This is a genomic window from Paraburkholderia phenoliruptrix (assembly GCF_019511605.1).
Taxonomy (GTDB): domain Bacteria; phylum Pseudomonadota; class Gammaproteobacteria; order Burkholderiales; family Burkholderiaceae; genus Paraburkholderia; species Paraburkholderia phenoliruptrix_A.
This window is the reverse complement of record NZ_JAEUAV010000025.1, coordinates 1-13,708: the sequence shown is the minus strand read 5'-3', so window position 1 is coordinate 13,708 and position 13,708 is coordinate 1. Positions and strand designations below refer to the sequence as shown.

Genomic DNA, 13,708 nt, shown 5'->3' with positions numbered 1-13,708 from the left:
GTCAGACGTCAATATTGGTGATTTTCGAAATCGAGAAATAGCCGAGAAGTTCCATTACACCGATCACGGCGAGCGTGGCCCAGCCAACCGGCTGCGTGAAGAGCGGCGCCATTGCCTTGGGTTCCATTAAGCGCAGCACCAACATCAGAAAGAGCGGCAGACAGGTCATCACGATGCCCTGCATGCGTCCTTGCGAGGTCAGCGCCCTGATCTTGCCTTCCATGGTCAGCTTCTCGCGCAGCGTGCGCGCGACGGATTCGAGCGCTTCGGCCAGATTGCCGCCGACCTCGCGCGCGATGGTCACGGCCGCCGTCATCATCAGGAAGTCGGGAACGGGAATGCGCTTTTCGACGTTGCGCATGGCAATGTCGAGGTCTATGCCGAGGCGGATCTCACGCATCAACAGATCGAACTCCTGCGAAATGGGCGGGGGCGTTTCATGCACCACGGCTTCAAGCGCGGTTGGAAAACTCGCGCCCGCGCGCAACGCGCCGGACATCATCAGCAGCGCATCGGGCAGTTGCTTTTCGATGGCTTCAATGCGTTTCTTGCGCATGCGCTCGAAGTACTTGCGTGGCAACATCATCGCAACCGGGATGGAAGCCGCCGCGATGATCAGGCTGCGGCTGAGCACCAAAACGAGCACCGGCAGACCGACAATGACGAGCATGCTCCATGCAGCCGCCTTTTGTCGGCTCACGAACACGAACGTGTCGGCAAGCGACGACTCGATCTCGCCGGCCATCTGGCGCGAACCGGCTCGCAGCGTGGAGGTGCCCATGCGCGACACGAGGAAGATCAGAGACAGGGTGCCGACGAACGCGAGCGTGAGAATGATCGGAAGGCTCATGGTCGTCCTCAATCTGGATGCGTGAAGATGTCGGTATTCACGGGAATGCGCCGGCGAATCAGTTCCTGATAGAAGTCCGGAATATAGGCAGTGGGCACGAACTTGCCCTGAACCTTGCCTTGTTCGCTGAAGCCTTCTTCCTTGAAGACGAACACGTCTTGTAGCGTGATGACGCCCGATTCCATGCCGCTTACTTCGGTGATATGCGTAACGCGGCGCGAGCCGCATGAGAAACGCGACTGCTGCACGACAATGTCGACCGCCGAGCAGATCTGTTCGCGAATTGCCTGGACCGGCAAGTCGAGCCCAGCCATCAGGGTCATCACTTCCAGACGCGCAATGCAGTCGCGCGGCGTGTTGGCGTGAGCAGTCGTGAGCGAGCCGTCGTGACCGGTGTTCATGGCTTGCAACATGTCAAGCGCTTCGCCGCCGCGGCATTCGCCGACCACGATCCGGTCCGGGCGCATGCGCAGACAGTTCTTCACCAGATCGCGGATGGGGACCGCGCCTTTCCCTTCCATATTCGCAGGGCGCGCTTCGAGCGAGACGAGATTGGGCTGCGAGAGTTGCAGCTCTGCGGCGTCTTCCACGGTCACAATGCGCTCGTCGTCGGGAATGTAGCTCGACAGCACGTTCAGCAACGTGGTTTTGCCGGAGCCCGTGCCGCCCGAAATGATGATGTTGGCGCCCTGCTTGACGGCGGTGCGCAGGAATTCGAGCATATGCGGCGAGAGCGTGCCGAACCTGATCAGGTCTTCGCCGGTGAGCTTGCGCCGGGAGAATTTGCGGATCGTTATGCTCGGCCCCTTTAGCGCGAGCGGCGGAATGACCGCATTCACGCGCGAGCCGTCGGCGAGGCGCGCGTCGACCATCGGCGAGCTTTCGTCGATGCGGCGGCCGATTGGTGCGACGATCCGTTCGATCGCGCCCAGCACCGCGCGGTCGTCGGTGAAGATGACCGGCGAGCGCGTCAATTGCCCGTCTTTCTCGACAAAAATTTCGTTGTGGCAGTTGACCATGATCTCCGATACGGTCGGGTCCGAAATCAGTTCCTCGAGCGGACCGAGGCCGATAATTTCGTCGAACACGCTTTTCTTCAGCGTTTCGAGCGGAATGTCCGGCGTGCGAAACATCGGGTCGTGATTCAGAATGTCGTCGAGCGCGGCGCTGACTGTTTTGCGCAGTTCGTCGTCTTCCATGCGCGCGACGTTCAGCCGCCGCAGGTCGAGCGCCGCGATCACTTTCATGTGAGCCTGCTTGCGCAATTCAATGCCGAGCGGACTGTTGATCGGTGCGATGGTCAACGGTTCGGCGGTCGTCTTGCCGGCGGGTGCTGAACTGGACAACGTGCCTGGCGGCGCTGTGTCTGCCTGCTGTTCGCGACGCGCGGTTTGCTCTCGTGCGGCATAAGCAGTCGGGGCTTGAGAAAGCGGCCGCGGATGCGGTGCAGCCGCGCCTGTTTCGACAGAGCGCTGCGGCTCCGCTCGCCATTCTGGTTCGGCGGGGCGCTGTGCCGAGTACGGCGCGACGGGTGCGGATTCCGCCGGGTGCACCGACGGCGAAGTGTGCACCGAGCGCGCGTGTGCCGAATGATGACTCGGCCTAACGGAATGCTCATTGGCTTCGGCGCGAACGATTCTGATCGTCGTCATGCCGATCTCGATCTGGTCAGCTTCAGTCAACGGCCCATAGCGTGTGATCGGCGAGCCGTTGACCAGCGTTGCCGCAATGCCGCCCTGGTCCTCGATGTAATAGGCGTTGTTCTCGCGCACGATGCGCGCCTGCAATTTTCCGATCAGAAGACCCTTGACGCTGATGTCGCAACTCGCGTCCTTGCCGATCGTGCAACCGTGTTCGACTTGCAGCGCGCGCACCGGCGCGTTTCGCGTGTGTATCTGAAGATTGAGCATGGCGATTCTCCGCAGGGCGTGTTCAATTCGGCGCGCTGCCGAGGACGCCGAGCTGCTGCGGCGGCACTTTGCCGTTTGTGGTGGAGAGCGCGGCGTCCGGCGCGGCGCTCGGCGCGGTTGACGGCTGACCCGCGGCGTTCAGCATGCGCAGGGCCTCGGCGACGCCCTCGGGTGGAGTGCTTGCCGAGGGCGGTGGAGTTTGCGGTTGTGTCTGCGGCTGTGCTTGCGTCTGGGGCTTCAATCCCGATGCACGCTGTACTTGCTGTTGCTGCTCCCGTTGCGACCCTGTCTGCGCTTGCGTTAGCGCTTGCTGCCGAGCTTGCGTTTGCGGCTGCGCCTGCGGGACCATCGGAGAGGAAGGCAAAGTCGCCGCGTCGTGTCCGACCGCCGCGAAAGACGCACGCAGTTGCGGTGCTTGTGACACACCTTCAGCGGCCACCTGCTCGACATCGGATGTCCGCGCTCCTTCGGCCGCAGGCGCAAGTGGCGGCGTGCTGCGGATAGGTCCCGGCAGCAATGCGGGCGTGGGCTGAATCGGCTGATGCGCTGCATTGATGTGAGCCGCCTTTTCCTCGTCGGCAACGAGCGGCTCGGGATTGCCAAACTTTTTGACGTACTCACTGTCGATGCGATCGGCACGCGCCAGCAGATCCGAGTTGGGTGCGAGTTCTGGATCGGAAATGAGCGGCGTCACGAAAATCACCAGATCGCTTTTCTTCGCGCGGAAACTGTCCGAACGGAACAGCTGACCGATGACAGGTATCTGGCCAAGGAACGGCATGCCGTCGCTGTCGTTGACTGCGTCCGCGCTGATCAGGCCGGAAATGGCGAGCGTCTCGCCGGTGCGCATGGAAATGTCCGAACTCGTGCTGCGCGTGAGAAAGCCGGGCAGACCACCGTAGCTCACCGTTGGGTCGATCTGGCTGATCTCGGTGGTCAGATGCGCCGAGATGATGCCGTTCGCGTCGACGACCGGATTGATGCTCAGCTTGACGCCATAGTCCTTGTACATGACGTTCGTGGTGCCGAGCGCGCCTGACTGCGGTATCGGCACCTGTCCACCGGCGAGGAAGCTGGCGGTGCCGCCGCTGCGCGTGTTCAGTTCGGGCGCGGCAAGAATGAACGCATCGCCATTGTTCACGGCGAAGTTGATTTGCGAACTGATGTTCGACGCAATGCCCGCAAGAAAGTAGCTCGTACCCGCCGTGACAGCCTTTGCTGCGCCTGTCGCAACGCTCGCAGCGCCACCTATCTGCGGTCCACGGAAGGCGCTGTCCCACGCAATACCCAGGTTCCTTTGGGCATTGCGTGTCACTTCCATGATCTGCACCTTGAAGTGCACGGTCTTTCTGAGTGCTTCCCCCTCGTCGACGGTGGTTGTGTCGACTACGTTCTTCATGTCCTGGGTCGCCGATTTGACGACCGCCACCATGTCGCGGTGGATGACGCCCGACAGCACGATGTTCGAGCCGATCGCGTCGATGCGAAGTCCGGATACCGACTTCAGCACTGCGCGCAACTGCTGCAGTGACGCGTTGACTTCAGACTTCGCGATGCGCACGGTGGTCTGAAGGGCGATGCCTTTCTCGTTCCACACCACGAGCGACGTCATGCCGTCCTGCTCGCCGAGCAGCATGAGGTTGCCGTCGACCACATTCGCGGTAATCAGCTTGCCGTTACCTATCGCGATGCGTTTGATGGTGCCGGGCACACGCAGAATCCGCACTTCGCCGCGGAACATTTCCAGCACACGGCTCGCCGCCGATGCGTCGTCTGCTGCCGGCGAGGAGATGCTCTGAGCGAGCGTGAGCGGTGCGGCTTCGCACAACAATACGCCGACCAGCACGGACGGCAGGACTCGACGGCGCAATCGCACCGCATTGTTTTTGACTTTCATTGGTTGAAACCTGTGCTCGATGCTCTAGTTCTGCTGAGACGCGCTGGGCGCAACGCTCTTCTGCAGTTGTTGGGCGATGGCGTTGGCCTGCTCGTAGACGCTTGGTTGGCGCTGTGGCGAAACAGAGGCGGGTGCAACCGCGACAGACGGCGCATTGGCAGACGTCGAGGTTTCGCGCGACGAGTCGGACTGCATGCTCGGAACAATGTTGGCGCTGGCCGCGCCGCCACCCGAGATGACTTCGACCACAGGCGCCTTCGCGCCCGACTTCTTGCCGCCCGAGCCGCTGAAAGAGGCCGGGTCCGCGAACACGTCCTGCTCTTCGGTCAACACGGGGCCGCCGCTGGCCTTGTCGTCCGCGTTGCGCAAGATCAGGCGCAAGCCGCCGATCTTCTGCGCGAGGGCAATGCGCCCCGCGTCTTCCGCGGGCACCTGAAGCGTCACGGTCGTGTAGCCCATGCCCTGCTGCCGGCTCATTGCGCTGCTGTTCGCATTCGCCTGGTCCTGCTCGCTCGCCTCGCCCGCGTCGCGCGGGCGCAAGTCCTGCCCGGTGGCCAGCACCAGCACGTTAGGCATAATGAGTTGCGCAACTCTCTGGTCGTCGGATGTGCGGTCCTGATGGAAGGCTTTGCCGATCCAGTACACGTCGACACGATTGCCCGGGCGCACCAGCAACGCAGTGGAGTTGACCGTGTCGATCTCTACCGTCACGGCGCGCTGTCCCGCCGGCAGAATGTCGGAAAAGTCACGGCCGCGCAGTGCGTCGATGTCGGCGGCGCGCAAGGGCAGTCCGCGGCGCACCGGCTTTACGAGGTGAGACGTGCGGTACTGCTCGAAATTGTCCGGACGGATCATGTCGTCGTAGACGAGGTCGCCCTGGATTTCGCGCGAGACGAAATCGCTGCTCGACAACGGCGTGCCGGCCGGCAGGTCGCGTGCGGGCACCACCACCTGGACGGCGGCATGCACCTTGTTCGCGGCCATTTCCTGCTTTAGCCTCGTTTCACGCTCATTGAGATATTTGTAGAGGAGAAACGTCAGGCCGCCTGCAACGCACACGGCGGCGAACAACAGTACCCACGAGTTCGACAAAAGCGAACGGATTTTAATTTTCTTAAGCATGACCAAACGACCGTTGCCGGTCAGGGAAGCGAGAGGGTGAAGCTGTAGGCGCTAAAAAGCGACTTGAAACTCGAGACGAGCGACGCGAGCGGCGAGGCGGTGTCGCCAGTGGCCACGAGAAGGACGCCGATCAGGGCGGCCGTCACCACAAGGTATTCCGCATAGGCCTGGCCGCGCTGTCGGCGAGGCCGCGCGATAAAATCAAAGCGTTGGTGCATCTCAACGGTTCCTGGTTGCATTGATGACCGCGACGGTTCGTCCGTCGCGGTCTGAAAAACTGGCGTCTAGGCTGTCTTTTCCGCGTTGCATCGCGAACGCTTTGCCTTGCATGACTCGCGTGCCGGCCGATAGATAGTCGGGCTCGCGGCCCACGTTCACCCAGCCCTGCAACGTGAGGCGGTTGCGGTATCGCTGCGCGTTCCAGCGGGCTTCGCCGGGCAGATCGAGCAGCCACGTGCGTCCGGCCTGAGCGCCATCGTGGCTCTCCACGTCGGAGAGAACCTTGCTTTCTTCCGGCAGCGGGATTGCCGAGTCCGCAATGCGATGCTCCGCCTTGTCCGCACCAAGGCGGACCACGCTCATCAGCCCGCGAGTGTGGGCGCCGTCACGTTGCGGCGGCAGACTCAGCAGGTAGAAACAGTCGCCGTCGATTGCGCTCAGCATGAGGCCGGATGCGGTGCTCCGGCCTTTCGCCGGTGCGTTTTCGGTGGACCAGAAGTCGCGGAAAGCCTTGGATACATCGTCGACCGTGCCGTCGAATTGCATACCGACCACCGAAGTCGGCACGCCGTTCACGATCATGTCGCGCCCGATGGCTTCCACGCTTCGCGGCCGAACCGGAGTCTTGTCACATGCGTTGCCCGCGACCGCGAGGCCGGCAATAAGCGCACACGCGGCGGCAGCGCCGCGCGCAAAGTGAGTAATCAATCTCATTGGCTCAAGCGGTTGGGCGGGACGACGTCCTGCTGAATGCGGCCGAACTGGAGTGTGGAAATCTCCGGTGCGTACTTCTGCAAGGACTGATAGCCGTTGGGCGGCACCAGCGTGACGTTGGCTGCCGGAACCGCCTGACTGAACAGCGCGCGATTGCTGTTCGAGCCGTCCGGCACCCACGTGTTGGTCATGAGCACGTTGGTATCCGAGAAGGTGAGGCCGCTGAATGCGGGCGATTGATTGTCTTTCGGCCACAAGCGCTTGAGCACGCTGCTGTCCTGAGCGATGGCCACGCTGACCGTGCCGGCTCGCAGCGTGCGCGTGGGCAGGGCGAAGTGCGCCGTGAAGGGGGTACCGGTCGCAGTTGGAATCTGCCACGTGGCCAGGGCTGAGACCGTCTGACTGCTCGCGGGGTCGTCCGCAGTGCCTGTGCTGAGCTGAACGTCCGAAGCGGAGGCCAGCAGAGCGTCGCCGCCATAGTCGTGCCACATGGCTGGCTGTGTCGCGGCTAGCTCGCTCTGCTGGCGATCTGTGCCTGAAACGGGCGCGCCGTCGCCAGCCATGATGCGCTCCAGGACTTCGCCCTTGATGTCCGAGTCGGTCTTGCCTACGGCGAGTGCCGCGGCGCCGTAGCTGTTCGACCAGCCCTCGGTGGTGCTGGCATCTGCGGCGAGATTCTTGCTTGGGTCATTGTCGGTCCAGACCGTACGCTCCCACGCAGCATAGCGCGAGCCCATCAGCGTACGGTTACGAACGTCGTTGAACTTGGCAAGCATGATCACCGCGAGCATCAGCACGCTCATGACGGAAATCATGGCGACGAGGAATTCGACCATCGCCTGGCCGGATTGCGGCGCATTTCTAGCGGGTGTTCGTTTCATCATCGTTGCGCCTGAAGGTCTACCGGAATCTGGTTTGCCTGAGCCGCCGCGCGCTCGCTCGCGTCGACCGGTGCCAGCGCTGCTTGCCAGTACGGGCTGAAGAGGCTCGGGTACTCGGTTTCATGGTCGGCGCGCGCCCATTGGTCCGCGTGCACGAGGCCGCCCAAGATCGAACTGCCGAAAGGCGTCTCATCGGGGCGCGCAAAGTAGGCGTTCGCGCTCGACAGTGCGCGCATCGCACCGCCTGCTGCACCGCTATCCAGTTGCATTCGTCCGCCACCCTGCAGGCCCACGGTTTTGACGAGCGTGTCGCTGCCGCGCGTGACTTCGATAGTGATGCGCGGTGCCTTGGCGGAGAGCTGCTGTCCATTCACTTCCTGATAAGGCAGCAGGCCGCCGTTGACGGGGTCCAGCGAAGGCCCGGGCCCCGCGCGGAACTGTTCCGCCATAGCGTCCGGCACTTGCCAGCCAGGCGTCGAGCTGCCCGTATAGCCGAAGTTGAAATATCCGCCATAGCCCTCCCAGTCCTGCCACGCAGCAAACGGCGGGTGGGTCATGTAGCTCGTGACGTTGCCGTTGGCGCTGCCGCCGTAGCCGGCTTCCGCTTCGATCGGCCCAATGCAACTGATGCGCAGGTGCGCCGTGCTTGCGTCTATGGACTGCCAGCCCTTTTTATCGTTGCGCAACTGGGTGCCGCCGTCGTGTGTCACGTAGATGGTGAAAGAGCTGCCCTGTCCGCAGATCATGTTGGCGCTGTCGTTCAATTGCTGGAAATTGGGCGCGACGCTGCGCAATGAGTCGCGATTCTTGACGAACCGGTCGAGCGTGGCGGGATTCGTGACCACGTCGGCGAAGTCGTCCTGCCCGACCGTGCCCGCAGGTGTGATGGTCGCCGTGTACGAGTTCCACGCCGCCAGTTGCGCAGCATTGCGCGCGCTCGTGAAGTAGCCGGCGGTGACGTGAGTGTCGGGCTGGTTCAGTTGTGCGACGGCCTCGGCGGTGTCGGGCACAGCAGCAAACACAGCTGCGTGATAGTTCGCCTGGGCGTCGCTGAGCGCGCGATTGAGCACGCCGATTTTGCTGGCAACAGTGGGCAGCAGCGCGTCCAGGGTGGCGCGCACCGGTGCAATGTCGGCCTTGCCGATCTGCTTGGGGATAGTCCATTGCGCTGGATGGTCTGCAAGTGCGTTGACCATGTTGTCGAGGTCGGACAGCGAGTAGGTCGCGTCCAGTTCGTCGATCCACGATTTCAGCGCGACTATCTGCGCGGCGGTGACCTGATTCGCAATTGCCGCGCGGTTCGTATAAGCAGAAAAATTGTAGTCACGCGCCTGCAGCACGGCGGCGCTGTACGCTGCCGCGTCGGCAGTGTTTTGCAGTTTGATTTTGGCGCTCGTCATCTGGAACGAGTTGAACGCCACAAACAGGCCGATGCAGCCGACCAGTAGAAAAATCAGAGCAGGGACCAGCGCCTGCCCGCTAGCGCCGGCGACCCTGGCCCTGCCCTTGCGGGCAGAGCTTTGCATGATGGCTATCGCTAACCGGAGTCGATTAGTTGCCGACGTTGTTAGCGTCGTTATACGTACCCATGTTCTTGGTCTTGTTGGCGTTGGTTGTCGCCGTGTTGGCGTTGGTTTGCGCCGTCGTGATATTGCTCTGGGCGTTCTGACCGGACATTTCGACGGCGAGGCCGGCGGTCTGGTTACGCAGTGTCTGACCGAACAGCGAATACACGCCGATTGCCGACACAGCAATCAAAGCGACAATAATGATGTACTCCGTCATGCCCTGACCGAGTTGCTTATTTTTGCGACGGATTTGTGCGATTTTCATGATTTCTCTTAAAGAGGATTGGAAGTGCTCAGACACGGCTGTGCAAGCTGTGTTGTCCTAGATATAAATGTAAAACTAGGAATGTTCTTGCCTAATAAATATCAGCAACGGTGTCGCGCAGAAGTATAAGAAGCTACGCGGCATATGGATCGGCGAAATTTCCCAATTTCGGCATTGCAATTCCTGTATCGGATGTCGTCCGCATACGCCGGCTAGTTTGTGTCCTTTTTCGCCAGATGCGGTTGCGCAACCCCGAAGAGGAGGCTGCATGCCGGCATCAGCACCCGACTGCTTGATGCAAGCGCGCGGAAAGACGAAGGTCGTCTTTATGGTCAATAGGCCCACTGTCGCACTGGTAACGCATTGTTTCTATAGCTGCGATTTATCTTGCGTATGTGCGGAAAATTCCGACTTGTTTTTCCTGTTTCCTGATTTTTAGAGATACATCCCCCAGTTAGATTCGCGATGCGTGAAAACTTTGGATCGAGCTTTAAACGTGCCGGTCGGTTTTTTGTGCGGGGAGCGTGTGCGCACGGTTTCTCAAATCGAACTGCAAGCGGGGCTTGCCCTCTATTTAGGGAATTTATGAATAAGTCGTATATCAGCGTCTGGAATGACGTATCCGGAACATGGGTGGCTGCGCCCGAGACCGCGAAGACGCGTGGTCGTGCGACAGCTTCGTCTTCCACTATCTCGTCGGACGCCGGTGCGCAGAGCCGCCCGGCAACCTCGTTGAAGACTGCTTTCATGCCAATCGCCATGGCAATCGGTGCAATGGGCATGTCGATGGCCCCCGGCATGGCGGCGGCCCAGGCGGTGACAGGTAATGGTGGTTTGGAGTTGTGTCCCGGACAGTTGGGAATGAACGCCATGGGCTCCGCGTGGGGGCCGGTGTCGAGCGCAGTGCAGAGCATGGTCTGCAACCTCAACGACGGCATGTCGTTCTCGTTGAACAACGGCGCAACAGACAACGGTGCGAACGGCTATACCGACGGGGCGATTACCGCGCGTGTGGCAGGCTACGCCGATGGCCACCTCGAACTCGCGGCATTGAGCGGAATCTACATGCTCAACACCGTGAACATGACCGGCAACAAGATCACCCAACTGGGAGCTGGTGACGTCTCGCTCGGCAGCTCCGACGCCGTCAACGGCGGGCAGCTTTACCAGTACACGCGCTATTTCCAGGCGAATTCGCCTTCGACGGAAACGGCTAGCAGCGCGCGTGCAACCGGCTCCAGCTCGGTGGCATCCGGCCCGTACTCACTGGCCGCCGGCGCCAATTCGAGCGCATACGGTGCGAATGCTGTGGCATTGGCGTCGAACTCCGTTGCGTTGGGCGCGGGCTCTGTGGCGAGCCGCAGCGACGCCGTGTCAGTCGGCTATCTGTCTTCGGACGGCAAATCGCAGTACACACGGCAAATTACTAACGTGACCGCCGGCGCAGCGGGCACCGATGCGGTCAACGTGAACCAGTTGAATGCCGCAATCGCCAGCGTGAGCGGTGGCGGCGGTGGCGGCACAGTTCAGAATGCCGTCACCTACGACAGCTCCTTGTCGAACCTGATCACACTCAAGGGTACGAGCGGTACCAAGATCACGAATCTGACTGCTGGCGACATCAGTTCGACGTGGAGCACAGACGCAGTCAACGGTGGGCAGCTGTTCCAGACGAACCAGAACGTGGCGAACGTTGCTAACAACGTGGCTAACGTCGCGAACAATCTGGCCAATGTGACCAATGTGGTCAACAACTTCGTCAACAACGGTATTGCGGGCAATCCGCTGATCGTGACGTACGATTCGTCGGCGCGTGACATCGTGACGCTCGGCGGCACGGCACACACGGCAGCGGTCAAGCTGACGAACGTCGCGCCCGGCGATATCTCGTCGGCCAACAGCACGGACGCGGTCAACGGCGGCCAGCTGTTTCAGACGAACCAGACGATCAATTCGCTCGGGAATAACCTGAGCGGGGCGATCATCAATATCTACAACCACGGCGTCAAGTACTTCCATACAAATTCGACGCTGGGAGACGGGTCAGCAGACGGCACGGACTCGGTCGCCATCGGCGCCCTGGCGATTGCATCGGCGAACAACTCGGTGGCGTTGGGCTCGAATTCGGTGGCTGACCGCGCGAATAGCGTGTCCGTCGGCTCGACCACAGCACCGCGCCAGATCATCAACGTCGCCGCAGGTACTCAGTCTAACGACGCAGTGAACCTCGGCCAGATGAACGCCGCGATTGCAGCCGTTGCGGGCGGCGGTTCGCCGGACGCAGTGATCTACGACTCGTCCGCGCATAACCAGCTGACGCTTGGCGGCGCGCAGGCCACGGCAGCGGTCGGCCTCACCAACGTGGCAGTTGGGCAGGTCAATTCGACCAGCAAGGACGCGGTGAACGGGGCACAACTGTATGGCACCGCCAGCAGTGTCGCCAATGCGCTGGGCGGTGGCTCGAGCGTGAGCGCAACGGGTGCTGTCACCAACCCGGCGTACATCGTGCAGGGCAGTACGTACAACGACGTGGGCTCCGCACTCAGCGGGGTCGACACCGCTATCAGCGGCCTGAGCAATGACGTCGCCAATTCGTCCAAGTACATCAAGGTCGTATCGGCAGCGTCGTCGGCTATCGCCACGGGCTCGGAGTCGGTCGCGATCGGCGGCGCCGCATACTCGAGCGGGGCCAGCTCCGTCGCTATCGGTTCCGGCGCGCGTTCACAGTTTGCCAACTCCGTGGCGCTGGGCGCTAACTCTCGCGTCACGGTGGCGAATACTGTTTCTGTAGGCGACGTGGGTGCGGAACGCCGCATCATGAATGTGGCGAACGGCATCTCAGGAACTGACGCTGTCACATACAGCCAGTTGTCGGCTGTTCAGGCTGCGCTGTCGCAACAGATTACTCAGTCGACCGGCCTCAAATCCATGCTACTGGGCGCAACTACGCTCGGTGCCACTCCAGTCACTGCCTACATCGCGGTGAGTTCGAACGTTACGGCAGGCACGTCAACGAGTACTGACAACTCGTTGGATGCAATGGCGATTGGTCCGACGGCTACGGCGCTGGGTCAGGGCTCCCTTGCAGTCGGTGCAGGCGCCGGCACCGCGTTGGCAGGTTCTACCGCCGTAGGTAGCGGAGCAGCTGCGCTGGCTCTGGACACAACCGTAATCGGCGCGGGCGCGACCACGAGCAATGCTGCCACGAACGCCGTTGCAATCGGCTACAACGCGGCCGCACAGGGCGCCAACGCGCTGTCGCTGGGCTCCACCAGCATGGCTAATGCGTCCAACGCGTTGGCGATGGGCGGCAACGCCGTGGTGACAACAACAGGCCTGAACGCCATGGCTCTGGGCGCGAATGCAATGGCCAACCAGGCGAATGCAGTGGCTCTGGGCTATGGCGCTACGGCCAGCACAAGCAATGCCGTCGCCCTGGGTAGTGGCTCCGTTGCAGACCGTGCGAACACGGTCTCAGTTGGCAGTGCAACGGCACAACGCCAGGTGGTGAACGTAGCAGCGGGTACGCTCGGTACAGATGCGGTGAATATCAACCAGCTGACCGGCGTTACCAGCATGATCGGCGGCGGCGCGGGAGTGAACGCTGACGGCACCGTCAAAATGCCTTCGTTCACGATTGGCGGCCAGACGTATTCCGACGTGGGTTCCGCTATCACGGCTGCAACGGCGAGCGGCTCGGCAAACGCGGTTCAGTATGACTCGTCGGCACACAACAAGGTGACGCTCGGTGGTCTTGCCGGCACGCCAGCGCCGGTCACGCTGACCAACTTGGCTAATGGCGTCGCGGCCAGCGACGCAGTCAACGTCGCGCAATTGCAGGCCATGGGCGGCACGTTTAACAGCAGTGGCGTGGCGACCAACGCATTCGTCGCATACGACGACACGACGAAGAGCAAGGTCACGCTGGGCGGCGCGGGCACGACCAAGGCGGTCACGCTGACCAACGTCGCGAACGGTATCGCGACGAACGACGCAGTCAACGTTGCCCAGCTCCAGGCGATGGGCGGCACGTTCAACAGTAGCGGCGTCGTGACCAACGCATTCGTCGCGTATGACGACACGACGAAGAGCAAGGTCACGCTGGGCGGCGCGGGTACGACCAGGGCCGTCACGCTAACGAACGTTGCGAACGGCATCTCGACGAACGACGCAGTCAACGTTGCGCAGCTCCAGGCAATGGGCGGCACGTTCAACAGTAGCGGCGTCGTGACCAACGCATTCGTCGCGTATGACGACACGACGAAGAGCAAGGTCACGCTGG

10 protein-coding genes are annotated in these 13,708 nt (G+C 61.8%); 1 reads left to right on the top strand and 9 read right to left on the bottom strand.

The features are described from left to right. Position 1: 1 nt before the first annotated feature. The 9 genes from JNB89_RS24780 to JNB89_RS24740 are packed head-to-tail and all read right to left on the bottom strand — an operon-like array spanning position 2 to position 9,426. On the bottom strand, positions 2 to 850 hold the full coding sequence (locus JNB89_RS24780; protein WP_220363950.1) for a type II secretion system F family protein: 849 nt from the start codon (positions 848 to 850) through the stop codon (positions 2 to 4). A gap of 8 nt (positions 851 to 858) precedes the next feature. Continuing rightward, the gene (locus tag JNB89_RS24775) at positions 859 to 2,760 is read right to left on the bottom strand and encodes an ATPase, T2SS/T4P/T4SS family (protein ID WP_220363949.1); all 1,902 of its coding nucleotides are present in this window, start codon (positions 2,758 to 2,760) and stop codon (positions 859 to 861) included. Between the two features lie 22 nt (positions 2,761 to 2,782). After that, positions 2,783 to 4,657: a type II and III secretion system protein family protein gene (locus JNB89_RS24770; RefSeq protein WP_220363948.1), complete on the bottom strand. Its 1,875-nt coding sequence runs from the start codon at positions 4,655 to 4,657 to the stop codon at positions 2,783 to 2,785. Positions 4,658 to 4,681: 24 nt separating this feature from the next. Next, the gene (gene cpaB, locus JNB89_RS24765; protein WP_220363947.1) at positions 4,682 to 5,779 is read right to left on the bottom strand and encodes a Flp pilus assembly protein CpaB; all 1,098 of its coding nucleotides are present in this window, start codon (positions 5,777 to 5,779) and stop codon (positions 4,682 to 4,684) included. Positions 5,780 to 5,799: 20 nt separating this feature from the next. Beyond that, a complete protein-coding gene (locus tag JNB89_RS24760) occupies positions 5,800 to 5,997 on the bottom strand; it encodes a hypothetical protein (protein WP_220363946.1) in 198 nt (65 codons plus the stop codon). Position 5,998: 1 nt separating this feature from the next. Continuing rightward, positions 5,999 to 6,712 carry a hypothetical protein gene (locus JNB89_RS24755; RefSeq protein ID WP_220363945.1) on the bottom strand — a complete coding sequence of 238 codons (714 nt, stop codon included), beginning with the start codon at positions 6,710 to 6,712 and terminating at the stop codon, positions 5,999 to 6,001. Beyond that, entirely contained in the window at positions 6,709 to 7,596 is an 888-nt protein-coding gene (locus JNB89_RS24750; protein WP_431026601.1) for a hypothetical protein, read from the bottom strand. The genes JNB89_RS24755 and JNB89_RS24750 overlap by 4 nt, the downstream gene beginning before the upstream one ends. Next, positions 7,593 to 9,119: a pilus assembly protein TadG-related protein gene (locus JNB89_RS24745; RefSeq protein ID WP_220363944.1), complete on the bottom strand. Its 1,527-nt coding sequence runs from the start codon at positions 9,117 to 9,119 to the stop codon at positions 7,593 to 7,595. Before JNB89_RS24745 ends, JNB89_RS24750 begins: the two co-directional genes overlap by 4 nt. A gap of 25 nt (positions 9,120 to 9,144) precedes the next feature. Further along, complete coding sequence (locus JNB89_RS24740; RefSeq protein ID WP_013342080.1) at positions 9,145 to 9,426, bottom strand: Flp family type IVb pilin; 282 nt, start codon at positions 9,424 to 9,426, stop codon at positions 9,145 to 9,147. Between the two features lie 585 nt (positions 9,427 to 10,011). Here JNB89_RS24740 and JNB89_RS24735 point away from each other — a divergent pair. After that, positions 10,012 to 13,708 (top strand): ESPR-type extended signal peptide-containing protein (locus JNB89_RS24735; RefSeq protein ID WP_262928136.1); only part of this gene is annotated, 3,697 nt, incomplete at its 3' end.

Bases quoted from the DNA above. Each gene is read 5' to 3' on its own strand.
- JNB89_RS24770 (WP_220363948.1), bottom strand. From the start codon at position 4,657: ATGAAAGTCAAAAACAATGCGGTGCGATTGCGCCGTCGAGTCCTGCCG.
- JNB89_RS24775 (WP_220363949.1), bottom strand. From the start codon at position 2,760: ATGCTCAATCTTCAGATACACACGCGAAACGCGCCGGTGCGCGCGCTG.
- JNB89_RS24745 (WP_220363944.1), bottom strand. From the start codon at position 9,119: ATGCAAAGCTCTGCCCGCAAGGGCAGGGCCAGGGTCGCCGGCGCTAGC.
- JNB89_RS24755 (WP_220363945.1), bottom strand. From the start codon at position 6,712: ATGAGATTGATTACTCACTTTGCGCGCGGCGCTGCCGCCGCGTGTGCG.
- JNB89_RS24750 (WP_431026601.1), bottom strand. From the start codon at position 7,596: ATGATGAAACGAACACCCGCTAGAAATGCGCCGCAATCCGGCCAGGCG.
- cpaB (WP_220363947.1), bottom strand. From the start codon at position 5,779: ATGCTTAAGAAAATTAAAATCCGTTCGCTTTTGTCGAACTCGTGGGTA.
- JNB89_RS24740 (WP_013342080.1), bottom strand. From the start codon at position 9,426: ATGAAAATCGCACAAATCCGTCGCAAAAATAAGCAACTCGGTCAGGGC.
- JNB89_RS24780 (WP_220363950.1), bottom strand. From the start codon at position 850: ATGAGCCTTCCGATCATTCTCACGCTCGCGTTCGTCGGCACCCTGTCT.
- JNB89_RS24760 (WP_220363946.1), bottom strand. From the start codon at position 5,997: ATGCACCAACGCTTTGATTTTATCGCGCGGCCTCGCCGACAGCGCGGC.